This is a genomic window from Brucepastera parasyntrophica, from assembly GCF_022376835.1.
In the GTDB taxonomy this organism is placed as follows: domain Bacteria; phylum Spirochaetota; class Spirochaetia; order Treponematales; family Treponemataceae; genus Brucepastera; species Brucepastera parasyntrophica.
In genome coordinates this window covers 2,534,426-2,553,968 of sequence record NZ_CP084606.1, presented here as the reverse complement: position 1 = coordinate 2,553,968, position 19,543 = coordinate 2,534,426, and the positions used below count along the sequence as shown (strand labels likewise).

Annotated in this window: 26 protein-coding genes, 2 tRNA genes and 1 pseudogene; 2 read left to right on the top strand and 27 right to left on the bottom strand. The window is 44.6% G+C overall.

Features of this window, described 5'->3' with window-relative positions; all coding sequences use genetic code 11:
* Positions 1-111 precede the first annotated feature (111 nt).
* The 21 genes and pseudogenes from K7I13_RS12220 to K7I13_RS12125 all read right to left on the bottom strand — a co-directional run bounded on the left by K7I13_RS12220 (position 112) and on the right by K7I13_RS12125 (position 12,361).
* Positions 112-714 (bottom strand): HK97 family phage prohead protease, encoded by a 603-nt coding sequence (locus tag K7I13_RS12220; protein WP_255946067.1) that lies wholly within the window; start codon positions 712-714, stop codon positions 112-114.
* Positions 711-1,726 (bottom strand): annotated as a pseudogene (locus K7I13_RS12215) (phage portal protein). The gene K7I13_RS12220 and the pseudogene K7I13_RS12215 overlap by 4 nt, the downstream one beginning before the upstream one ends.
* 332 nt (positions 1,727-2,058) lie before the next feature.
* A complete protein-coding gene (locus K7I13_RS12210) occupies positions 2,059-3,675 on the bottom strand; it encodes a terminase large subunit (protein ID WP_255946065.1) in 1,617 nt (538 codons plus the stop codon).
* Entirely contained in the window at positions 3,676-4,182 is a 507-nt protein-coding gene (locus K7I13_RS12205) for a hypothetical protein (protein ID WP_255946063.1), read from the bottom strand.
* A gap of 99 nt (positions 4,183-4,281) precedes the next feature.
* Positions 4,282-4,563 (bottom strand): HNH endonuclease, encoded by a 282-nt coding sequence (locus tag K7I13_RS15730; RefSeq protein WP_369413757.1) that lies wholly within the window; start codon positions 4,561-4,563, stop codon positions 4,282-4,284.
* A 396-nt stretch (positions 4,564-4,959) separates the two neighbouring features.
* A complete protein-coding gene (locus tag K7I13_RS12200) occupies positions 4,960-5,457 on the bottom strand; it encodes a DUF261 domain-containing protein (RefSeq protein WP_255946061.1) in 498 nt (165 codons plus the stop codon).
* A complete protein-coding gene (locus K7I13_RS12195; RefSeq protein ID WP_255946059.1) occupies positions 5,454-5,792 on the bottom strand; it encodes a hypothetical protein in 339 nt (112 codons plus the stop codon). Before K7I13_RS12195 ends, K7I13_RS12200 begins: the two co-directional genes overlap by 4 nt.
* Before the next feature lies 1 nt (position 5,793).
* On the bottom strand, positions 5,794-6,252 hold the full coding sequence (locus K7I13_RS12190; RefSeq protein WP_255946057.1) for a hypothetical protein: 459 nt from the start codon (positions 6,250-6,252) through the stop codon (positions 5,794-5,796).
* Entirely contained in the window at positions 6,242-7,288 is a 1,047-nt protein-coding gene (locus tag K7I13_RS12185) for a hypothetical protein (RefSeq protein WP_255946055.1), read from the bottom strand. The genes K7I13_RS12190 and K7I13_RS12185 overlap by 11 nt, the downstream gene beginning before the upstream one ends.
* Positions 7,289-7,308: 20 nt before the next feature.
* Positions 7,309-8,025 (bottom strand): hypothetical protein, encoded by a 717-nt coding sequence (locus K7I13_RS12180; RefSeq protein ID WP_255946053.1) that lies wholly within the window; start codon positions 8,023-8,025, stop codon positions 7,309-7,311.
* A 2-nt stretch (positions 8,026-8,027) separates the two neighbouring features.
* Positions 8,028-8,312 carry a hypothetical protein gene (locus K7I13_RS12175; RefSeq protein WP_255946051.1) on the bottom strand — a complete coding sequence of 95 codons (285 nt, stop codon included), beginning with the start codon at positions 8,310-8,312 and terminating at the stop codon, positions 8,028-8,030.
* A gap of 48 nt (positions 8,313-8,360) precedes the next feature.
* Positions 8,361-8,606 carry a hypothetical protein gene (locus K7I13_RS12170; RefSeq protein WP_255946049.1) on the bottom strand — a complete coding sequence of 82 codons (246 nt, stop codon included), beginning with the start codon at positions 8,604-8,606 and terminating at the stop codon, positions 8,361-8,363.
* The gene (locus tag K7I13_RS12165; protein ID WP_255946047.1) at positions 8,593-9,030 is read right to left on the bottom strand and encodes a recombination protein NinG; all 438 of its coding nucleotides are present in this window, start codon (positions 9,028-9,030) and stop codon (positions 8,593-8,595) included. The genes K7I13_RS12170 and K7I13_RS12165 overlap by 14 nt, the downstream gene beginning before the upstream one ends.
* Positions 9,027-9,221: a hypothetical protein gene (locus tag K7I13_RS12160; RefSeq protein ID WP_255946045.1), complete on the bottom strand. Its 195-nt coding sequence runs from the start codon at positions 9,219-9,221 to the stop codon at positions 9,027-9,029. The genes K7I13_RS12165 and K7I13_RS12160 overlap by 4 nt, the downstream gene beginning before the upstream one ends.
* A gap of 2 nt (positions 9,222-9,223) precedes the next feature.
* The gene (locus K7I13_RS12155; protein ID WP_255946043.1) at positions 9,224-9,745 is read right to left on the bottom strand and encodes a phage replication initiation protein, NGO0469 family; all 522 of its coding nucleotides are present in this window, start codon (positions 9,743-9,745) and stop codon (positions 9,224-9,226) included.
* Entirely contained in the window at positions 9,742-10,065 is a 324-nt protein-coding gene (locus K7I13_RS12150) for a DUF4406 domain-containing protein (RefSeq protein WP_255946042.1), read from the bottom strand. The genes K7I13_RS12155 and K7I13_RS12150 overlap by 4 nt, the downstream gene beginning before the upstream one ends.
* A gap of 361 nt (positions 10,066-10,426) precedes the next feature.
* Positions 10,427-11,167 (bottom strand): hypothetical protein, encoded by a 741-nt coding sequence (locus tag K7I13_RS12145; protein WP_255946040.1) that lies wholly within the window; start codon positions 11,165-11,167, stop codon positions 10,427-10,429.
* Positions 11,168-11,176: 9 nt separating this feature from the next.
* Positions 11,177-11,518, bottom strand: a complete 342-nt coding sequence (locus K7I13_RS12140) for a hypothetical protein (protein WP_255946038.1) — start codon at positions 11,516-11,518, stop codon at positions 11,177-11,179.
* Positions 11,519-11,607: 89 nt separating this feature from the next.
* Positions 11,608-11,696 (bottom strand) — tRNA-OTHER (locus K7I13_RS12135).
* Between the two features lie 6 nt (positions 11,697-11,702).
* A complete protein-coding gene (locus tag K7I13_RS12130) occupies positions 11,703-11,933 on the bottom strand; it encodes a helix-turn-helix domain-containing protein (RefSeq protein WP_255946036.1) in 231 nt (76 codons plus the stop codon).
* Positions 11,934-11,989: 56 nt separating this feature from the next.
* Positions 11,990-12,361: a hypothetical protein gene (locus K7I13_RS12125; RefSeq protein ID WP_255946034.1), complete on the bottom strand. Its 372-nt coding sequence runs from the start codon at positions 12,359-12,361 to the stop codon at positions 11,990-11,992.
* 211 nt (positions 12,362-12,572) lie between these two features.
* On the opposite strand from K7I13_RS12125, the gene K7I13_RS12120 reads away from it, so the two are divergent.
* Entirely contained in the window at positions 12,573-12,962 is a 390-nt protein-coding gene (locus K7I13_RS12120; protein WP_255946032.1) for a helix-turn-helix domain-containing protein, read from the top strand.
* A 120-nt stretch (positions 12,963-13,082) separates the two neighbouring features.
* On the top strand, positions 13,083-13,469 hold the full coding sequence (locus tag K7I13_RS12115; RefSeq protein WP_255946030.1) for a hypothetical protein: 387 nt from the start codon (positions 13,083-13,085) through the stop codon (positions 13,467-13,469).
* On the opposite strand, the gene K7I13_RS12110 is transcribed toward K7I13_RS12115, so the two are convergent.
* From K7I13_RS12110 to K7I13_RS12085, 6 genes are all read right to left on the bottom strand, one after another.
* On the bottom strand, positions 13,466-14,590 hold the full coding sequence (locus tag K7I13_RS12110) for a tyrosine-type recombinase/integrase (RefSeq protein WP_255946028.1): 1,125 nt from the start codon (positions 14,588-14,590) through the stop codon (positions 13,466-13,468). The two genes, K7I13_RS12115 and K7I13_RS12110, sit on opposite strands and share 4 nt — an antisense overlap.
* Positions 14,591-14,848: 258 nt before the next feature.
* Positions 14,849-14,922 (bottom strand) — tRNA-Arg (locus K7I13_RS12105).
* Between the two features lie 44 nt (positions 14,923-14,966).
* The gene (locus tag K7I13_RS12100) at positions 14,967-16,454 is read right to left on the bottom strand and encodes an HAAS signaling domain-containing protein (protein ID WP_255946026.1); all 1,488 of its coding nucleotides are present in this window, start codon (positions 16,452-16,454) and stop codon (positions 14,967-14,969) included.
* Positions 16,441-16,767 carry a PadR family transcriptional regulator gene (locus K7I13_RS12095; RefSeq protein ID WP_255946024.1) on the bottom strand — a complete coding sequence of 109 codons (327 nt, stop codon included), beginning with the start codon at positions 16,765-16,767 and terminating at the stop codon, positions 16,441-16,443. The genes K7I13_RS12100 and K7I13_RS12095 overlap by 14 nt, the downstream gene beginning before the upstream one ends.
* Positions 16,768-16,841: 74 nt before the next feature.
* On the bottom strand, positions 16,842-17,549 hold the full coding sequence (locus K7I13_RS12090) for an energy transducer TonB (RefSeq protein WP_255946022.1): 708 nt from the start codon (positions 17,547-17,549) through the stop codon (positions 16,842-16,844).
* Positions 17,530-19,533 (bottom strand): TonB-dependent receptor, encoded by a 2,004-nt coding sequence (locus tag K7I13_RS12085; RefSeq protein ID WP_255946020.1) that lies wholly within the window; start codon positions 19,531-19,533, stop codon positions 17,530-17,532. Before K7I13_RS12085 ends, K7I13_RS12090 begins: the two co-directional genes overlap by 20 nt.
* Positions 19,534-19,543 lie beyond the last annotated feature (10 nt).

Here is a 19,543-nt window from a genome sequence, read left to right as displayed (position 1 = left end):
CTTCCTCTAGCAGAAGTTCTTCCTCAAGTTCTTTGAGAGTGTCTTCCTCGCGAGTGTCCGCGCCCTCGTCGTCGCTTGACGGCTCCGCGTCAACGGCTCCAATAAAATCCTTCAGGGTTGTAATTGCATCGCCGACGATCTTTTTTCATCGTCAGTGAGTTCCGCGCTGTCCTTTGCTAAAATTGGTTCAAGGACCGAAAGGTCAATATTGCGTTTTGCCATAATAACCGCCCTTTTTAATGTATGTGCTTCTGTTTCCGGATACGCCGGAAAGGTAACGCCGAATGACACTTCATGTAATTGCACTTCCCGTAAGATTTGTTCCCCCGGTTTTGTGTCAACCTTAATCGGGGTAAATGCGAAAGACATAGTAGTCACGTCGCCGCGTCCGATTGTTATCAGGGCATCCCGTCCGTATGTTGTGTCGGGAACCTTTGCTATACAGACAAGCCCCGTTTCGGTTGACTCAAGCGTCAATGTTCCGCTTCTGGTATTTCCCATAACCTTAGACGGATCATGGTTATACAAGGCCATAACGCGGGCATTATCAGCCATTGTTTTATTGAATGCGGTCGGCGCAATCCGTTCGATAAACCCGCCGAGATCAACCGACGGGGAATTATACGGGATAGTCCCGGTAATATAGTTTTCGCCTTCCTTTTCTTCTGCGCGTATATCTACATTACGGAATGTTAAAACCTGTTTGCCTTTCATTTTTTGTCGTCTCCTATTCCGGGGGAATCCTGGTTTTCCAGTTCGTCCATTTTTGTTTTAGCACTTGCCATGAACGCGTTAATATTTTCAGGCGTTACGGGCATCAAGTTTGATTGTACAAAAGTTACATCCCCGCCGGGTATAGGCGGAAGGTTTTCCTTTCTGCGCACTTCGTTAAGCAAAAGCATTCCGTTTGTGATCTGCTTTGCGTATGCGTCAACGCGGCCCGATAGGGACGTTTTCAAAAGTCCGTTATAATCAAATTCAAAATACACGCGGTCGCGTTCCGGATAGGAAAGAAGTAAATTAATCCGCTGTTCAAAATCGGTTGCCATTGGTTTGATTGCGTTTTCAATAAAATTATGTACAGGGATTCAATATCCCCGTATTTGTTGTCTCCATCGATAAAGGAAAGCGGGACGCCGAAAACCTTAGAAATTTCTTTTTCCTGGAAGTTTCGATTTTCCGCAAGCTGGGAAGCGCGGTTATCGGTCACGCCGGAATCGAGCGTGTCAAAAGCGATGTTGTTTGTTTTAACAATCGGCCGGCCCGCGTTGGAAATGCCTCCGTATTCGTTGACATATTTTTTCCGGATCGCTTCAAGTTCCTCGTCGGTTGCATTCGGGAAGGCTTTTGAAATATCGATAATAGGCCGCTTCCCGAGTGAGTTATTAAAATAGCTGTTTACATACTGATCCATTTCGCTGGTAGTATTAAAAACCGTTGCGCATTCGTCAAAAATACCTTTCCCGGTCAACCCGTTGTATCCATACCGGGACGGAATATGTAAAACTTGCCTGCTGGTATATTCAACGCCGTTGAATGAAAATATTTTCTGGTTATAGATATTCCGTTTGACATAAACGGCCTTAGGATTCATCCGGAACAGTGATACAATTTTACCTTCAGGGTTCCGGGATATAAGCCAGTACACATTTCCGCTGGAAAGATAATCACTAGCGCTTGTGTACATAAAAAGAAACCGGGTTTCGTCAAGGTTTGGCTGATTCAGTAAGATTTCAAGATAATGATTGTATTCTTTCTGTTTTGTGACTCTGTTGTATACATCCCTCCGAGACAGGCAAACGCGCTGCAGATACGGTCAACACAAAAAAAGGTTGTCGCGTCCTTCCCCGCAATAAACGAAAGGGAAGAATAAGTCCCAAAATCAAAAGGGATCGGGCGGGCATTTTTATTTCTTTTAAAAAAGTTAGCTATATGTTTTAAAGGATTCATTCGGCGCCTTTATATATATAGCGTCTGTTTTTCGCCTGTTTTGTTAAAATGAAGCAAGAATTTTTTCAAGGGTCGGGCGCGGTCTTTTCAGATCATCTTCTATCGCCTTCAGCCTGGTATATGCCATAAGCGAAGAAATAACCCCGTCGATTCTTTTTTTGACGTTTTGTTTTCTTTCAGCGGCTTATAATTTTCGTTCGCATCCGGACGGATAACAGCGTTTCCGATCATCCATTCCATAACCGGGTTATTATCAATTATGTTTCCGTCACGGATTGCTTTTTCAAAATCTTTCGTCGGTTGTGATAAAGACCGTAAGGACTGGTCCATATCAATAAAATCTATGTGAGGCAGTTTTTCTTCAAGTAATTCCGTAAGCTGTCCCGCTTTCCATCGGTCGTATGCAATTTCGCGTATGTCATAGGTTTTCGCGTCATTGAGAAGGTCCGCGTATATATAGCTATAGTCAATCGTACTTCCGGGAATGACTGTTACATATCCCTCATTAATCCATTCCAAAATATTTATATTCTCGCTTGTATATCGTTCGTAAATGGTTTCTTCCGGAATATAAAATGTATGCAGCGCAGTATATTTTGTCCCATATAAAAAATAAAGTGTTTTTGCAGTAAAGTCATTTACAGATGAAAGGTCAAAAGCCGCACAGCATGAAGCCCCGGACAGTTCCGCGCTATCGATTTTCTTTGTGTAATTCTTTCGCCATTTTTCGAGCGGTATCCATGATACTGTTCCATTCGTCCATATCCCGCAGGTTTTACTTTTAAAATCCGGCTGGTGTGACGGGGTTAATAGCGCATCTTTCAGGTCGGCTTCAAGGGTTTCAGGTGTAAGGATTTCACCGAGTGACGGGTTCGCCTTTATAAAATTGGCGGGATCTTTCCAGTCGTCCCCCTCGTCATACGCGTATATTATCCCAAAATAGGTATCATCTGTTATTGTGCCTTTTAAAATTTCTTTGCATTTCTTATTTTCCGCGTAGCAGGGCGAAGCAATATTGTTCCCGGCGGACGTGATTATCAATACCAGATTGTTTTTCCGCGCACGGCCGCCATACCTGAACGCCGTTACTATTTTGTCCGTATCGTATGCGTGAAATTCATCTATTACCGACATGCTGTTTTTATATGAATCAATACCGCCGCTTTCCGACGAAAAAAAGGCGATACGTGAATATTTGTATGTTATCGCCTTAACGGTCGAGTTAACCGCCTCATTTAAAGCCCGGTCCTCTTTTATAATATTCAAAAGTTCGTTGTATGCTTTTTCGCTTTGGTCGCCATCTTTTGTTACAAAATAGGATTCCGCGCTGTCTGTTGTTAAAAAGTCATACAATACAGGCGGAAAAAGAAGGGATGTTGTTTTACTGTTCTTTCTTGCGATCTCATTATAACCCTGCCGGAACCGCCGCTTTTCCGGATCCGATTTATGCCGCCATCCGTAAAGCTGATAATAAATAAACTTCATCCAGGGAAGCAACTGAAGCCGTTTGTCCTCTTTCTGTATATCCGGAATAACAAGCGACTCCGCAAAGTCGATAATCTCGTCGGCGGCCGCCGCATCGAACATATACGGGAAAGCAGGGTCCGCAACTCGCTTCAGGTCATTAAAATAACGCTTTATCGCAAGCTGTACCCATATACAGGATTTAATTCTTTTTTTGAGTATATCATTACAGTATTTCCGTACCGTCTGCGCGTGGCCCATTTAGCATTTTTTCCCTTTCACCAGTCGTTCAATCAACGGCGGTTCCCCGGTCCGTTTTTGTGCAGCCGCGATTTCGTAAGCCTCAAGCGTCAGTTTATTCCGTGCGTGGGGAGAAATAAAATATTTTGCAGCAAGGCTGCTGAATTGTGCCGTCAGTTTTGCTGCAAGGTAATTTAAAGTATTGTACCGCTCAAAATCTTCTTTTTTCGCAATCGACTTTATATCGGTTATATGTTTCCGTACCCGGCGGAGTTCCTGCAGTATAATATACATATTTTCAATTTCCGGAAGATCGGAGATATGCAAAATCTGCAAGGAAATCAGCATGTCGGTATGAGAGGAAAAAGCGGCCCGGACGTATTTGTCAGTAAGTGATTCCGGAACAGTAACGCTGCTGGCAAAAGTGATAAGCTGCGGAAGTTTGTCGTCAATATTTTTTTCGTGCCGGTCCGCGCGATATGTCCCGGTAAGTTTAAGCTGCGCGGTCGGCTTCCGCGGCCGGCCCACTCACGCGCCCCCTTTCTGGAAATCGTTTTTTTTGACATACATCAGAAAAAACAGCGCGGGGTGATTAACGGTTTTCAAGTTCATTTTTTTATTTACCCCCTACCGGTCTTTATTCTTCCGCTCAATAATTTCTTGCGCGGTTTTAATTCTCTGACAAGCCTTGCATAAAACCTGTAGATTATCTTTATTGAAAAATAAAGCTTCATTTCCGCGCGGGTTTTCTATATGGTCAACCGTCAGCGTGTCGTTTCTTTTACACCAGGCGCAAAAAGGATTCTCTGCAATTACTTCCGCCCGCAGCCCGCGCCATCTCCGCGTATTATATAAAGCGGTATTGCTACGCGTGGCCCCCTCGAAGGGCTTGCGCGGGGGTGGCTTCATGTGTGAATGATTCGTGCAATATCCTTTCTGCTCAAGCAATCGCTGGCACCCGGGCGCCTTACATATATATTTCCTCATAGAATAAATTCCGCGAGCCGTTTAATAAATCGCTCATGCTGCATATTTTTTTTGTTGAATAAAACGCGCTGGCGCCCTAAGTATGCGTAGGCGGTTATATTGGTTATTCGTTTCCCTGGATGTTTCAGAAATTGATCAATAACTTCCGTTGCCGCATCGTGTGCCTTTTCCTCTATGTCCTGTAAATATATTTGTTTATCCCGGGCATATTTGAACAAATAGGCCATTTCCATTTCCAGCACGATTTTATACATTTCTCCGAGTATATTATTATCGGGGCTCTGCAGGTACTGGTCCTGTAACTCGTTAAACCTTGTTTTATGATCTGGTTTGCTCAATGTACGCATATACCACCGTGTATAAAATCTTTGTAGGAATCACCGGCGGACTATACGGATCTTCAATTACTGCGTCGTTATCATTAACAACACGGAAATGTGTCGTTAATTCCGGATCAGTTTTACTTATAAAGTTTATTTTTTGAATACCTGCGTCAAATCTCCTGTATTTATCGCTGTTAAGGACCCATCCGTACCAGGTAGTTATTCCATTCTTTTTGGTCGCAACCTCAATATATTTCCCTTTGTCTCCGAGTCTGTACAAGGCTTCGTTAATAATTGCCGCACTGTCTTTTACGTCATCGTTTCCGTCGATCCATCCCAGCCCCTTAGCGTAATACCACATATCATTTATGGTGTTGTAATGGAGCGCCGTCCCTGTTTTAAGTTCCGCAACCAGACAGGCGGACCGGAAAAAACAACCGACTTTCCGAATGGCGGGAAGGAATCTTTTATCGTTTTGTTTTATATAGGTCATATACCTAGCCCCCAGTCATCAGGCGGACAACCCGCTTCAGTGGCTATTATGATGTCAGCGAGCGGATACTCGCGCTGGTCCATTTTTGCCCTAAAATATGTCCCGCAATCCCATGTATCTGCTTTTGATTTTCTCCAGTATACCGCTGCATTATCAGCCCATGTTTTCCCTGTACGCTCTTTGTATTGTTCGGGGGTTTCGTATTCGGACAGTTCAACCATACCACCTTGAAAATAGCATTGTTCGTTCGGGCAGCGATTCACAAATTCGCCGTAATGTTTTTCCACGCATTCTTCATCATAAATAGTTCCACAGTCTTTGCAGTAATATTTCATTTTACGCTCCTTTTTTTTCTGGCGTTTTAAGTACACGTATTTTTTCAGAAAGGTTTTTTATTATTCCGTCTATGTCAACCGAAAGCGCCCCGGCTTTTCTTTCTTCATAGTCTTTTTTATATTCGTTTATGTCCTGCCCCGGATAGAAACCACATTCCGCACATGTTCCAAGACGGGGATACATTTTCCCGCATACCACACATTTAATATGCGAAGCCGCGGCGCCCTCCCGGGTAATAAGTGTCTTTTTCGCATTGGCGGCAATTATTGCATCTGTAACCGCTTTTACATCCGGGAAGCCCCAGGTATCAGGCCGGGACCGCAATACCTCACGGTATATTAATTCAATGGCCGAGTCTGAATACTCACCAATTTCAGCAACAACAGCCTCAAGAACTGCTTCTTTTTTACACGCGCCGAAATAATCGCAGAACTGTTTTATGCACTCTTTAACTGTCACCTGCGCCTCCTAGAACCCGGTCTATAACCGCGTCGGTGTCTATATGCGTATTACCTGACTGTTTCGCTTTTTTGTAACGCTCAATGTCAAAGCGATCCGGTAACCATGATTCAATCCCCCGGCAAATACTCTTAAAACTCACGGACGAATTCTGATACCATGAGTCCGGAAGCTCCAGTACCGCCTTAACGTTTCGCAATGCCTGCAATACTTCGTCAGAGTGCAGCCGCATATTCTTGATAAGCTCGTACCCTTTGTAAAAATCCTGCATCATAAATGATATTTCGTCCCTCGCCATTATTACCCGTCTTTGCGGCATTGATTTCATGATTTCAAAGCATTGTTTCACGTACTCGTTTGATACGGGATTACGGATTCCGGTTATGTCTTGCCCGGTATCAAAAAAATCTTTATTTTGCGCATAACACACATCATTTAAATTTTCCGTTTCAAGCATTTGGTTACTTGCTTTAAGCATTTGTCCGTCGTCACCGCACGTACGGTTCGCCGGTGGTACGGTTTCGATACCTACGGGTAATTCCTCGCTGGCGTCAGCCGTAGGTATGGTTTCAATACCTACGGTCAGCCCCGGAAGATCAAGCTGCAGATCATTGTCAATTTCTTCCTTCGGCGCCGGTTCATCTTCTGAAATAAAACAGCCCTGCATTTTTTCAGAAAGGGCTTGTGTATTGATTAAAAAGCGCAAACGGATAACGGTATACCCGAATTGTCCGGCGGAATCTTTTACCTGGACATATTCAATAAGACCGTGAGTAGCAAGAAAAGCCTTTGCTTTTTTTACCCTATTTTCTCCCCAGCACAGTCCATTTGCCAGGTAGATATTGTTTGCTTTTATCTGATTGGTTTCCTGTAGGCGGGCGGTAAAAATAAGATGTTCGTATAAATCCTTTGCGTCCCGCCCCTCTTTTCCGTTTGCCATAAAAAATTTATACAGCCCGACAGTGATCGGGATAATATCGGAATTCTTGTCAATCCGAATCTTTGTTATTTCTGTTTCTGCTGCAAATTGTTTCATACTCCCGCCATTCCCCCAGATTAAAATAAATTCGGTTGTTTATTTCTTTCATCTTCCGCAACGGAAGCCCTGTACGCGTAATTTTTATCTGTATATTTTTTGAATCTGTCCTCTTGCCGGGCAAAGTAATCCGCGTCTTTTTCGCAGCCGATGAATTCCCCTATGCCGATGTTATAGGCTGCTATCCGGTTACTGCCGGATCCCAGATGTGAGTCAAAAACTTTTACTTTCCCCGGTTCTTTTATTTTGAGATACTTTTTATATATCCAGTCATAGAGCGCAACCGGCTTTTGTGTCGGGTGAATTCTTTTTTCCGGGTTTTTCATGTCTTCCTGAAAAAGTCCAAGCCATTGAAACCGGAACATCCGGGAAGCGGTCCCCCCGGAATCGAACGCGTGTTCAGCATCAGAGAATACAGAATCGCCGTTTTTCTTGTCCCAGGTAATCATTCCACACGTCGCCGGTAATAAATCAGAGTAGTATTGATACCCCCATAAAACAACACGCTTTGCAACGCGGAATAATTCAGTAATATATTCAGGCGGCATCCGCTCATTATCCCAAGCCTTGTTATCCGCATTCTGACTGAAGGTTTTATTCATAAAGCCGGTTCTTACTTGGTTTGCTTTTATTCCGTATTGCGGATCACAGATAGCATAATCAAAATACTTATCAGGTACCGTTTTCATATAGTCGAGACAGTCAGTTAAATATATCGTGCTGATTATGTCTTTCACCGTCAGTTAATTATTCCTGCACGGATTAACTGGCGTTTCAGTTCAGCCTTTGACATATCAAGTTCTTTCCGAAGGCTATCTATATCCCACTTCAGCCAGTCAAACAGTTTTTGATTTGCCTCGCGTTTTGATTTTAGCGATGATACAGACACCCATTCTTTCCGGTTTCCTGACTTCGTGACCTTTGCATACAATACCCCGTTGTCAAGTTTTACCTCTTGATCGTATTCGGGTACTTTTGCAAGTCCTATTTCATACACCGGGGAACACATTCCAGCTATACGCATAATTACTCCTTTGGCAGTTCGCTTTCCCCGCTTACGCGGGGACGCTCCTTACTCCTTTTGCTGTTTTTCTTCCAGGAGTTCGTCAAGTACGGACTTCAGATTTTGCAACATATGTTCAGGAATAAGAATTTCGCAATCAACGCATGCGCAACACAGCGCCCGCTCCTCGTTGTCATAATAAAATTCCTGAATCACCTCGTCTTTGCTGTCGGTATTAAAATACCGCTCAAACCGTCCCGGCCTTCCATTTTCCCAGTCCTTGAATTCACCATTCAACAAATCAATCTTTTTCATACCATCCCCCTAGTTCTTTTAGTTTATTCCGGTATACTCTCGATAGTTCCCGGTAATCAAAATCAGTAAGAATTACTGCTTTTCTCTTTTGCTGTTCTTTCATTTCCCACCACTCAATACCGTACTTTTCTACAAGGACCCGTTTGAATGCCTGTTTTTCCCCGTCACCCCCACAGTTGCAACGGGGACATTGTGCATATACCAGTTGTTCGTCAAAAAGGATTCCGGCAGTTCTTCCGGGTATTGCATGCCCCGCGTGCATTGCGGAAACGTGGTGTACTTTCCCGCAGGTAATACACCTTGCATGGGTCCGTGTCCCGGTTGTTTTCAGTGCGTCGCGTATCCGGATAAATTTGCTGAACCACTTCCCCGCGGTCGCCTTTGGACCGGTCGGGCTTTTCGCTTTCCGGAATCGGTAACTCAAAATAAAGATCCTTGTTTCTTTGCAGCTTCGCGTTCTTCACGATCCGCAATAGCCCCGTCAACTTCTTTTTCCAGGTTCTTCGCCTTTTGTAAATCACTCGGGGAGTGTGTGCGAAAATAAAGTTTTTGTGCAGCTCGCATTTCAACTACAAGCCGGATAAAATCACCCAGCGTTTTTATTTCCCGTGCCATAATTAAAACGGTATTTCGTCCGGGTTAATATCTTCCGGGGCTTCTATGATCTGGTTATCTACGGCCCGTTTGATCCAGTCCGGAATAAACCCTTCAGGTAACGCAGAATCAAACGAAAAATCTTTCGAGGTCCGTTCAATCTTGATAATTTCAAAATTTGTTTTTTCGATACCCGGACCTGTTCTTTTCTTCTCCGCGATAGTCAGATAACAAAATTTCCCGCATATTTTTTTTGTGTCGAAGGTTTCAACGTCTTTATCTTCAAACGGTACGCCGCGCCAGGTCTCAAGCAAGATCCGAAGATTTGCTTTTTTGTTCATACTCGCAGTTACTTTTTTCGTAATGTAAAACGGTTCTCCTGTTTTTTTTCTGGCGTTCAATTCAAACAGCAAAACACATTCCCGTTTTGGTTTGGCCTCGTGCGGGTTCGGCTGTAATCCAAGATCGTATACGTCATACAGCCGGGCGGCGATTCTTCCCGTCGGCATTTCCTCGAATTCTGTGTGTTTGGTTGTAACTATCATTTTTCCTCCTGATTTGTTTTATAGTGCTGTATCCACCATTCAATCGGCATAGCGATCATGCCGACAGTTGCCGCAAGATTGTATTCAACCTTCGACCCTTTTGATTCCATCCAATTATCAATAAGGGCAACGGCGTCACACTGTAACATTCCCTGCAGTACGGTTTTCATTGCCTCGCCCCAGCCGGGCGTGGTTGTAAATGATACAAGAGAGGGATCGAATACTTCAAAACCGGCGTCCGTAAGCGCAACACGGGCGCGGGTAAAGATTTCTTTATAGTTTTGGTTCCCTGTTATTTTCCCCGAAAGATATAGTTTCATTTCCGTTTATTCCTTTTATGTTTTACGTAGGGCTTTTCTTCAAAAAGTTGTAAGTGTGGATTTCTCTTTATTGTTTCTGATAAGGTGTTATAAAAAACTATCGTTGATATTTCAGCAAACAAGATACGCTTCCTTATTTTCGGGTCCTTGTTTTGTACAAGCCGGAACGCGAGCGCGAGCCGTTCTATTGATATTCTTTGCGGCGTCATTCATTTCCTCTTTACAATAAGATTTCCGGGGCAAACACTTGCCCCGGAAAAGGAAAAATAGTATCTGGTCCCTATTGTTTGCCGGGAAAGGCTGATTTATTACCGCCAACGGCGGCATAATCTATTCCGCGGGGGGAGTGTGCAGAATAGCGTTATGAAATAACAAGCATCTCGTCCGTATTTATCCTGAAGTATTCCGCTATACGGAACGTTGCGTCATTTCTCCAGGCCCCGCCGTCAGCTTCAAACAGTGCAATTTTCGGGATGTCGTTTTCGTCCTGCCGGATACGCAAGAGGTAGCGGCCCTGTACCTGTTTGATTTCCCGAAAGGTACGATACGGGGCAAGGTTCACAAAAGGCTTTGTGCTTTCTTCTCCCTTCAACGCCCCGGAGGATCCGCGCTTTACCGTTACCGTCTGTGATATGCCGTCGTCAGACCCTTCGAGCGATGTCCCGCCGGTGAGCTTTGACGCCATTTGCACAATGTATGCAAAGTCGTCTCCTTCCTGCTGCTGGAAACCCGCGAGAAACTTGATAATGAATTCTTCCTGGCTCATGAACCGTCCGAAGGGAAATTCTTCAAGGTTCGGATCAAGGCGGCTTTCATAAATACGTTCCCGGACTCTGTTTTCTCCGAAAAGTACGGAGTCTAAGGAAACCCTATCAACATCAAGCACGTTGATAAAATACTTTTCGAGTTCAAGGTTGTCGGGGTTCCGTTCCAGATAATCAACGATTCCGCGTAACGTATGGCAACGCAACGTATCTGCAGTCGGTGTGTTCATTACCGGATACAGGTTCTGGGCGGAATATACTTTTTCTCCGACAGTTACCGTGTAGGCCTGTTTTACAAGGTCTTCGATTTTTTCAATCGTTTCTTTTCCTGCTTCCATGTTTACTCCTTAATTTGATTTTGCTAACCGAAGCGGTTGTTCTTCGGATATACCCGGTAATTCAGGCCCCGGATCATCTTCAAGGGCGCACGTTTTTCCCTCTGCGTCCGTATCAAAAAATAGAAAGGACTCCGACGGGACACCGGGCGCAAGTGTTGACGTTACGGAAAGTTTTGTTTCCGCTGTTTTCCTTGTTTTGTCCGGTGTTATAGATAATTCAATTTTGATTTTGCGGGTCGCTTTTGGCTTGGTGTTTATATCCGCGATGTTCTCAAGGACCTTTTGCAATTCATTTTCAAAAAGTTCCGGTATCGCTCCTTTCTGAAAATCTGATAAAGTAATCTGTTTCATGATTCCCCCGTAATAATTAAAATTGGCGTTTCCCCCGTGGCCTTTGGGGATTAGAGCCGAACGCCGCGGCTCATTCCTAAAAAGGGTTATAGCAGGAGAAGGATTTGAACCTTCAATACAGCGAGCAGCCTTTCAGCTCCCGGGTACGCTGTGCGTCTACCATTTCCGCCATCCTGCCAAGTTACTATATGCCTACAGCGGATTTTCCCGCCGGGATATATACACGATCAAGATATTCGTCTATGTCCGAAGGATCAAAACGCGCCCATCCCCCAATGAGATAATGAGGAAATGGACAGACGCCTTCCTTTACCCACTGACGAATTGTTTCGTCAGAAACGCCGATCTTTTCGGCAGCTTTCGGCGGCGTAAGCAGTTTTCCTTTTGGTTTATGGCTTTTTTCTTGTTCTTTCATGCGCTCCCTCGGATACCAAAATCAAAAAATACAAGGCTGGCGACCCAGCCAAGTAATCAAGCGGCCTTTTCAAACTTCAGAATAGTTTCAACCATCCGGCCCCTTGCTGCCGCATTTTTCAAATTGTGTCGGAGTTCCTCGGCGAGATTTTCCGGGATAATAGATAATCCGTATTCAATCAGGCGGTTTTCAGTTTCTAAGAAATCATTCCATGCCGCTTCGCGGTTATGTATAAGCGTCTCATTTTTTGCGATAAAGTCGGAATTTGCTTTTGAGAACAAGGAATCATCTTCGATGTCTGCAATTTCGCTAGCGTCATAGCCCAGCCCTAAAGTATCTACGTATTTTTTTTCTGCCCTGACTACTTCTTTTTCTGCTGCGTTGTAACTTGCTTTTGCTGCTCTGTATTCATCAAAAATAGTTTCCATGTGTTCCCCCAAAAAATAAAAAAAGCGACAGCCTTAAATGGCGGCCCGCCGGTGAGTCCGCACCGGCAAACATCCAAAAGCTGACGCTTTTTTTATCCCGCGGACTCGGGTAAAATACGCACTTGCGTATTAATATACTCAAGATACTACTCTTTTGCGTATTTGTCAATACGCAATTGTTAAATTCTTTTTTTTTGCCGATATTATTTTTATGGAAAGTTATATAGACATCGACGCGATGGTCGAAAGATTAGATAGTATTCTTTTAGCAAGAGGCTTATCCAGGAGATCCCTTTCCGAAATAGATGTTTCACAGCAAGCAGTGTCAGGCTGGGCCGGTTCCAGAAAGTCAAAACCGTCTTTAGAATCTATTTCAAGAATATGCAAATTCCTTGATATTTCTCTTGACTATTTTGTTTATGGAGATGAAAAAAAAGCAAAAAAAATCTTTTCTGTTCGCGCGGAAAAGATTGCCAGAATATATGATAGTCTCCCTGAAGAGGGAAAAGTTATAATAGATATTGCGACGGAAGGCGCAGCTAAACGATACCCCGCTCAACCTCAAGAACAAGGCGATATATCAAGTTCAACGGCAGGATAAAATATTTGAATTAAAAATGTATTCTGTTGTTGAGGGCTGCCGCGTCTTTGCGCAAAAAAACATTGATAAATTCCCTTCCTGAAGTTACACTGTATGTATCTTTATGTAAGGATATATGCAATGAAAAAACTTTTCTTATTACTCTTTTTCTCTTTTATCTTTTTTGCCTGTGAAACGGAATATGAATTACCAGAAACAAGAACAGAAATTGACGTTGAAATAAAAAACAAGAATATAGAAACGGCCTTAGTCGATTTTTATGTTATTGATATACAAGATTCGGCCTTTGTAACAATATACGATAGACAATTAGATCAAATAGGAATACACGAGATTCTCGCCGGGGAAACAGGCTTATTTCGCCTTCTCGATTTAAAAGCCGGAAGGGAATACCAGGTTTTTACCGTAGATTATTACGGTAACGCTTGGATGTTTAAATTCGTTAACGAACATATCGAAAAAATTACCTTGACGTATGAAGGGAACAAGGGGACGGCGCAATATTAATTAGCGGACTCTTTCACGTCCTCCGTTACTGCGTTAATTTCCTTTGCTATATTATTTATTGATCCTTGCGCGGTATGAAGATACCCTTTTGTCGTTTTGAGATCAGAATGTCCGAGAAGGTCCTGTATATACCGAAGCGGCACGCCCTTTTCTTCCAAAAGTGAGGCCAGGGAATGCCGCGACGAATGCGGAGAAATATTCCGCCCCTCTGTTTTTATCCCGGCAGCTTGCAGCCATATTTTCATATTTTCAGAAATCCAATTACCGGTAGGTTGGCTTCCGTCTTTCCTGGTAAAAACAAATTCGTGTTTTCCGTTTTCTTCCCATAAATCCCGGATAGCCTGTTGTAAGACTTCAGGAAAAGGCGCCTGTCTTTTCTTATGGTGTTTCGGATCATCTAGTATCCGATCCTTGCTGTCGTAATCTTTCCATGCAAATTCAATATTTATTTTCGGGGTCTGCCAGTCAAGGTTTTCCGGCTTCAGCCCCCATATTTCCCCACGCCGCAGACCGGCCCAAAACATGGCCGCGCAGACAGCTCGTTCAAGGGTTGTCTTTAAAATCCCAGGCATAAAAAGCAAGGCAATTTCTTTTTCAGTAAGCGGATCCCGGCCGGCGCCTTCCGCTGGTTTTGGTTTCTTGATTGAAAGGAAGGGATTTACCCAGCGCGGCGCCATTGTTTGGTATTCGTTGAATGTCATCCGGACAAAGCTAAACACCGTTTCAAAAGCCCGCGTTCCGGCTGTTTTGCGATCCGCTGTTTTTTCCTTTCGATCAGGGCATCGGGAATCATATATATCATGATTTGCTATGCGGTTTAATAAGGCGAGAACGTCCGGCTGCTCAATATCAGCCATTTTTATTTTTAGAAACGGATCCCCTGCCAGGTGGTTTTTATAAATAGAATTATAGCCCCGGATCGTTTTCGGCGAATAGGGCCGATTCTCGCTTATAAGCCGGGCCGCACGCGGGCTAGTCTCAACTGACAGAAATTTTTTAATCCACTCATCAGCGGTTATTTTATCAGTAGATATTTCCGGGGCCGTTTCTTTCCGGAGAAAGTCTATCAATGCGTCGGCCCCGTGTTCGGCAATTGTTTTATTTTTAGGGCGCCGATACATCGCCAGTTCATCCGGAAAATGAATAAAACTTTTCCGCTTCCAAAAACTGCATACACTCCGGGGCATGCCGGAGGCAACTGTTAAAGTTAGAAGAAATGTATCAGAATCCTTTCGTTTTTGGATAACAAATTTCTTTGGAATACGTGGCATATAAAATCCTTTAAATAATTCTTGCACGATTCTTGCACGATTGCAATATTTTTATTATCGGAAGGAATGCCGTTAAAATTAAGTCCTTATATAATATAGATTTATTTCTGACCCGTAGACGATTCGAACGTCCGACCTGCTGCTTAGGAGGCAGCCGCTCTATCCAACTGAGCTAACGGATCACAGGTATACCCACTATATACTTCCGCCGGGATTTTTTCAAGCTCTAATCAACCGGAAGCATTTTTATGGTTTCTTTTAATATACCCGAAAAAGAAACCTTTATGGATCCGAGCGCGCTTGAGAGTTTTATTATCCGGCCGGCATTTTTGTTGCCCGTTATTCCATTCCCGCTTCCGCTGAAATTCAGATCGCCTATTTTCAATTCGCCGAGTCCCCTGCTGAAATCAAACCGGTAGTCTGTTTCCGAACCGGGCAGTTCCAGGGAAATAGCGCCTATTCCGCTTTTCAGTTCGGACTGCCTGGAAAGGTTGCCCTGAAACTGTATTTCACCGACGCCTGATTCAAATTCCGAATAAACAAAATCGGTTTCCCTGAGATTTATGCTGCCGGCCCCGCTTTTTACTTTGGCAATGTCAGCGGAAAGCCGGCTTCCTTCTATCAGACCGGCCCCGCTCTGAAGGAAAATTTCAGTTGCATGTATGTCTGAAATGTATACGACCCCGGCTCCTATGGAAATATCGCAGCCTTCCAGAGTTACGCCTTCCGGAAGGATTATTTCCAGGGTGGGAGGATTTTCCTTGCCGTATTTCCTGAAAGGAAAAAAGGCCTTTGTGTCTGTCACTTTAAACGTATTTCCGCTGGCTGAAATAGCAAGATTGTTATCTCCAAATCCGGAGTATGTATATCCGGGTGCCGCGCCGGTACGGATTGTTACGCTGGCTACCGATACCTTAATACTCATATATTTGAGTTTCTCGGGTAATGTACCGTTTTCCATAAAAAAACCATCCTCGGAAATTATTCCGCCATCTTTTTCCGAACCAGGCCGGGAGGTAAATATCCGGTCTCTATAAAACCCGAAAAGATGCCTTTCTCCGCCAAGACTCAGACCGATAGCCATTAATATACTGCCTATACAAAGCAGCGCAAATCCTCTCAGGAGCCTTCTTCCGTATTTTTTACCTTGCATATTTACCCCCTTCTCTCTGTTGAAGACCCAGTTCACAAACCGCTCCAGAAGAGAAAGGATAGCCCCGACCACTACAAAAATAATTTTTCCCAAGCCCCACAGGAAAAAAGCGGCGCCGAAAAGAATAAGCGCTGTTGTCGGCGCCGTAAACAGACCGAAGATACCATACAGAAAGGAAGCGATCCCTCCTATCACCATTGATATGGCGGTAACACCGACAACCACAATAACAATAAGTACCGCGATTACCACTATAATAAGCGCTATAATAACAGGAAAGGCGACAGGGGTTGCGAACAGAGCGAGAAGCACCATCCATAACGCTGAAAAGCCTTTTTTGGGGTTATACGGCGCGGCCTTGGCCTCCTTTACCGCGTGGTCGGCAAGGATCCGTGAAGCAAGGGCTGCGGGACTGCCAAACTCGCGGATAACATCCTGTTCATGCTCAGGCCCGGCTTCATCGAAGTATTCTTCATAATACGCCAGCGCCTCCTCAAGTTCTCCGGGAGGAAGCCTTTCAAGGCGGTTCCTCAATTCATCCATAAATTCACTTCGTGTCATAATCAGACTCTCCGTTAAAAATAATTTCGATCCTGGTTTTATAGTCTTTCCATTCATTCATATGAAGAACATGCTGGTGCCTTCCCTCATCTGTAATCCTGTAGTACCGGCGGTTACGGCCCTGAAAAGGCTGGTCATAGGTTACAAGCCAGCCGTTTTTCTGAAGCCGCTTGAGGACCGGATAAAGGGTTGATTCGGAAATGGGCATAACCTTCTTTACCTCCTGGGTAAGGCGGTAACCGTATTCATCTCCGCGGGATAAAATTGCCAGAACACAGGCGTCCAGCAAACCCGAATTAATTGAAAAAAGCATATCCCTTTAATTACCCTCATATAATATCATAATTCTTGTTATATTATACATCGTATAATATCATATGTCAATAACTATTTGAGAAAATATGTAATTTTTATGACATCCCGGTATTCTTTACCCGGACGTAATGGCGAAGGAAACAGGGATTCGACCAGCTGTATCGCGTGGGCGTCAAGAAGAGCGGAGCCGGAAGATTCCGACACGGAGACACGGCAGGTTTCTCCGCCCGGACTGACGGAAACAAGGAGAAAAACGGTCCCTTCAATATTCCTGCGGCGGGCGCGTTCAGGATAATTCAGTCTGGTACGTATGGCGGCGTCAAGCCACATGAAAAACTCGTTTTTTCCGGCGTCATGGGCACCAATGGAAATGCCGTTCTCTGTTGAGGATTCGGAATTGTGCTGAAATCCGGGACCGGATGGGTTTTCCGGAATATCGCTGGAATCGCCGGAAAAATCATATGAAGAATCAAATCCAGGTTCTTCCGCCGGGCTTTGAGCGGAGAGATTCCAGGACATGGAGGACTCAAGCGGCAAATCCCGCGCGGGTTCTGTCTTATACACCGGATTCTTTGCGTTACCAGGAGAGACACCTTCAGGCGGACTGTTGGAAAGTGTAATTGAAACAGCGGAATATACGGAAGCAAGGGAGTCATGCTTCCGGAGCAGATCAGCGGGAAGAAGATATGAGAAAAGCAGACCGCCGGTGAACAATACGAGCGTACATACAGCGGCGGTCAGGAGTCGTTTTCTGTCGGAATTAATAGGCAAATGAAACACTTAATGTAAAGGATCTCCTGCTGCCCGGATAATATGCGACGGCCGCGGGCATTGAATTATAATCGGTCGCACAGTATTCGGCATACTTTGTATCAAGAATGTTATCGATACGCAGGGAAAGTGCAAGTCTCTTTGTCATAAAATCAGGTGAAAAAGACATATACATTCCCCATAACAGATACGGGTCTATTTTTTCATCGATATTGCTCCAGGAATCCTTGTAGTATCTGGTTCCGGTATAGGAAATATCCGAAGAAAGGGTGAAGCCGAGCGGCAGCCTGAGCAGGACCTGCATATTTCCGGTAAAGGCAGGGACCATGGGGATTTCATAATCGGTATAAGAACCGTCAACAACAACCGCATTAACATAGCCGGCGCCGCCGCTCACTTCTACCTGATTTAAAGGCGCGAAATGTATTTTTATATCACCACCGATCCGCCTTGTTTCATCCAGATTCACATTACTGGAAGCATAGACTATTTCGTCGGATATACTCATGTAATATACATTCAGCCCAACGGATAAAAACGGGTTTACAATATATTTAAATCCGGCGCCCGCATTCCATCCATGTTCCGGCCGGAGATCAGCGTTAAACCTGTCAATTCCATAGCCGGTAAGTTCAGCTTTTTCATCGACAAACGGGATACGGAAAAGTGTGCTGTATGTGATGTATACCGAACAGTTTCTCAGGAAACGGTAAGTCAGGGAAATATCATAGACAAAAGAATGGTAAAAATCCGATTCGTCAATCTCGTCTCCGTATATAGGGTTCCAGAACGCGTCCTGGCCGATAACAGGCTTGTCTTTGTAGGCGTTGACCGCCGAAAAGGAATAGCGGACGCCTGCCCCCAGAATAAGGTTAAAAGGAAGGGGTACCGCGGCGGAAATAAAGGGAGCCAGTGTGAACTGTGAAATTGAAAATTCAAATGAAGAATTGGTGCGGCCGGGATCGGCGAAAGACTCTGCCGTCAGGATGGCTCCTTCAAAATCGAGTCCCCCGCTGAGCCTCATGGAACCTGTTTTTATCTCACGGCTGTATTCCGCCTTTGGTTTAATATCAAAAAGATGGTATACCCTGTCCGAAAAAGAAAACCAGCTGACCATATCAGCGCTGGTTTTCTTTAATGTATAACTTGCGGGGATGTCGATTTGGACAGTATCAAAAAGATAAAATGCCGCGGTTACCTGCCCTGTCAGGCCGGTCTCCTTTCCGGCATCATCCTGATTGACCGCCATCGAAGGATTATTTTCATACTGATCCGCGGTAAGGGGGCCTGGCATCTGGTATTGCTGGTTATAATAACTGAAGGAAGGCCTTATCGTACATATATCAGCTATATCAAAAAACCCGTTTGCGCCTGCGTATATATTTGTTGTTTCGGTCCGTTCCCTGCTGCCTGCAGTATGAAATACATCAGCTGATATGAAAAAACCGGCTGTATCCGTGCCGTAACCGCCGCCCAGCTGCAGCCTGTGGGAATCAAAACTGCCCATGGAAACGAGGGCCGAAGCGGCCGCCCCGCCGGTATTTTCTTTGGTTGTAATATATATTACTCCGCCGACAGCGCCGCTGCCGTATATAACTCCGGCCGGGCCGTCGAGGATTTCAATCCGGTCGATGGAAGAAACCGGAATGGCAAGCCAGTTCAAACCATTCATATCGGGGTTGTTGAGTTTTCTCCCGTCAACATAGACTGAAACACGTCCGAATGAATTTTCGCTGAAACCCCTCATTGAAACCTGCGCGGATGATTCCACTCCCGAATATGAGTGAAAGGTAAGGCCGCCGAGGTCCCGTAATACCTGGACCATACTGGTTTTCCCGGATTCTTTTATTTGCTGTGAAGTAATAACGGTCACACCTGCGGGGACTTCTATGATTTCTTCCTCGGTCCTGTTTGCCGTTACTACATACGAAGGGATGGTTTCCGCTGCAAGCATGGAGCAGCAGAAAAGAAAGAGAATAAAAAAACGTTGCATGGAGACCTCC

Excerpts from the sequence above, each read along its gene's own strand:
- K7I13_RS12160 (WP_255946045.1), bottom strand. The coding sequence starts at position 9,221 with ATGGCACGGGAAATAAAAACGCTGGGTGATTTTATCCGGCTTGTAGTT.
- K7I13_RS12195 (WP_255946059.1), bottom strand. The coding sequence starts at position 5,792 with ATGAAATATTACTGCAAAGACTGTGGAACTATTTATGATGAAGAATGC.
- K7I13_RS12220 (WP_255946067.1), bottom strand. The coding sequence starts at position 714 with ATGAAAGGCAAACAGGTTTTAACATTCCGTAATGTAGATATACGCGCA.
- K7I13_RS12115 (WP_255946030.1), top strand. The coding sequence starts at position 13,083 with ATGAAAAAACTTTTCTTATTACTCTTTTTCTCTTTTATCTTTTTTGCC.
- K7I13_RS12120 (WP_255946032.1), top strand. The coding sequence starts at position 12,573 with ATGGAAAGTTATATAGACATCGACGCGATGGTCGAAAGATTAGATAGT.
- K7I13_RS12125 (WP_255946034.1), bottom strand. The coding sequence starts at position 12,361 with ATGGAAACTATTTTTGATGAATACAGAGCAGCAAAAGCAAGTTACAAC.
- K7I13_RS12155 (WP_255946043.1), bottom strand. The coding sequence starts at position 9,745 with ATGATAGTTACAACCAAACACACAGAATTCGAGGAAATGCCGACGGGA.
- K7I13_RS12110 (WP_255946028.1), bottom strand. The coding sequence starts at position 14,590 with ATGTATCGGCGCCCTAAAAATAAAACAATTGCCGAACACGGGGCCGAC.
- K7I13_RS12145 (WP_255946040.1), bottom strand. The coding sequence starts at position 11,167 with ATGGAAGCAGGAAAAGAAACGATTGAAAAAATCGAAGACCTTGTAAAA.
- K7I13_RS12150 (WP_255946042.1), bottom strand. The coding sequence starts at position 10,065 with ATGAAACTATATCTTTCGGGGAAAATAACAGGGAACCAAAACTATAAA.
- K7I13_RS12210 (WP_255946065.1), bottom strand. The coding sequence starts at position 3,675 with ATGGGCCACGCGCAGACGGTACGGAAATACTGTAATGATATACTCAAA.
- K7I13_RS15730 (WP_369413757.1), bottom strand. The coding sequence starts at position 4,563 with ATGAAGCCACCCCCGCGCAAGCCCTTCGAGGGGGCCACGCGTAGCAAT.
- K7I13_RS12100 (WP_255946026.1), bottom strand. The coding sequence starts at position 16,454 with ATGACACGAAGTGAATTTATGGATGAATTGAGGAACCGCCTTGAAAGG.
- K7I13_RS12130 (WP_255946036.1), bottom strand. The coding sequence starts at position 11,933 with ATGAAAGAACAAGAAAAAAGCCATAAACCAAAAGGAAAACTGCTTACG.
- K7I13_RS12175 (WP_255946051.1), bottom strand. The coding sequence starts at position 8,312 with ATGCGTATAGCTGGAATGTGTTCCCCGGTGTATGAAATAGGACTTGCA.
- K7I13_RS12200 (WP_255946061.1), bottom strand. The coding sequence starts at position 5,457 with ATGACCTATATAAAACAAAACGATAAAAGATTCCTTCCCGCCATTCGG.
- K7I13_RS12170 (WP_255946049.1), bottom strand. The coding sequence starts at position 8,606 with ATGAAAAAGATTGATTTGTTGAATGGTGAATTCAAGGACTGGGAAAAT.
- K7I13_RS12085 (WP_255946020.1), bottom strand. The coding sequence starts at position 19,533 with ATGCAACGTTTTTTTATTCTCTTTCTTTTCTGCTGCTCCATGCTTGCA.
- K7I13_RS12095 (WP_255946024.1), bottom strand. The coding sequence starts at position 16,767 with ATGCTTTTTTCAATTAATTCGGGTTTGCTGGACGCCTGTGTTCTGGCA.
- K7I13_RS12140 (WP_255946038.1), bottom strand. The coding sequence starts at position 11,518 with ATGAAACAGATTACTTTATCAGATTTTCAGAAAGGAGCGATACCGGAA.
- K7I13_RS12185 (WP_255946055.1), bottom strand. The coding sequence starts at position 7,288 with ATGAAACAATTTGCAGCAGAAACAGAAATAACAAAGATTCGGATTGAC.